This is a genomic window from Paraferrimonas sp. SM1919, from assembly GCF_010993985.1.
Classification (GTDB): domain Bacteria; phylum Pseudomonadota; class Gammaproteobacteria; order Enterobacterales; family Shewanellaceae; genus SM1919.
Genome location: NZ_WINH01000070.1, coordinates 1 through 1,012 on the forward strand (window position 1 = coordinate 1; position 1,012 = coordinate 1,012).

Consider the following 1,012-nt stretch of genomic DNA (forward strand, 5'->3'; position numbering starts at 1 on the left):
GATACCATTGTCCTGCAATTGGCGTGATCAACACCTCAACTTGATAATCACCATATTGGTCGATAAAGCTTTGCACCACTTCAGGGCTGGCAATGCCGTAATCGTCCAAGGCACTGATCATAGGGTAAGAGTAATAACCTTCCGCATCGACCAGAGTAAACTGAACGGCGTTATCGACAATTTCCCAAGTCAGACTGTTTCGCACTGTGGCACCATAGCGGTAACCACTACCGTCATCGGTAAACAGATAACGCACGCCGCTGCTGCCAAAACGTACATTCGGGTCATCAACCGCGCTGTCGAGTACTTGTATGTAGTCATCGGCGAGCACGCTGGCGTCAACAGGGATGGCTAAGGCGAAACGGTCATCCAGTGGTGCCATGTCTTGTTCATCAAGCACACCATCGTTATCGTCATCGTCATCACTGTTATTGCCAATGCCGTCGTTATCGCTATCTAGCGTTTCAGATGGGTCTAATGGGAACACATCATCATTGTCATAAACCCCGTCGTTATCGTCGTCCATGTCGGCATTGTTGCCAATGCCATCATTATCAGTATCAACGGATTCTTCAGGGTTAAATGGGAAGGCATCGTCGCTGTTATCGACGCCATCGTTATCATGGTCTAAATCGATATCATCACTGATACCATCGCCGTCCCAATCAATGTCAAACGCTTGGTAGTAATTCACCCGCGCAGGAACAGACATGTACCTGGCGTTTTTACGCGCTTCTGGGGTTAACTGCCAACTCCAATCCCATGGCTGCATTTCCCACTCGAGTACATAAATACGGTCACCGGCCACTTGCAATGGCAGCCAGTAACGATTACGCCATTCAATACAGGAATAATCACCATCGGCATCAGGTACTGAGGCATCACAATCTGAGTAAGACTGACCATTTTTATCATCATAGTTGGCAACCAATTCAACCACACCATCAACTTGGTCTAGGTTCCAAACATCCCAGCCGCTTTGCCAGCCCGCTGGACCATAGGCATCAAAGTT

1 pseudogene is annotated in these 1,012 nt (G+C 48.3%); it reads right to left on the reverse strand.

Annotated features, from left to right (window positions below):
* A pseudogene (locus GFB48_RS17200) lies at positions 1-1,012 on the reverse strand (hypothetical protein); the annotation flags it as partial.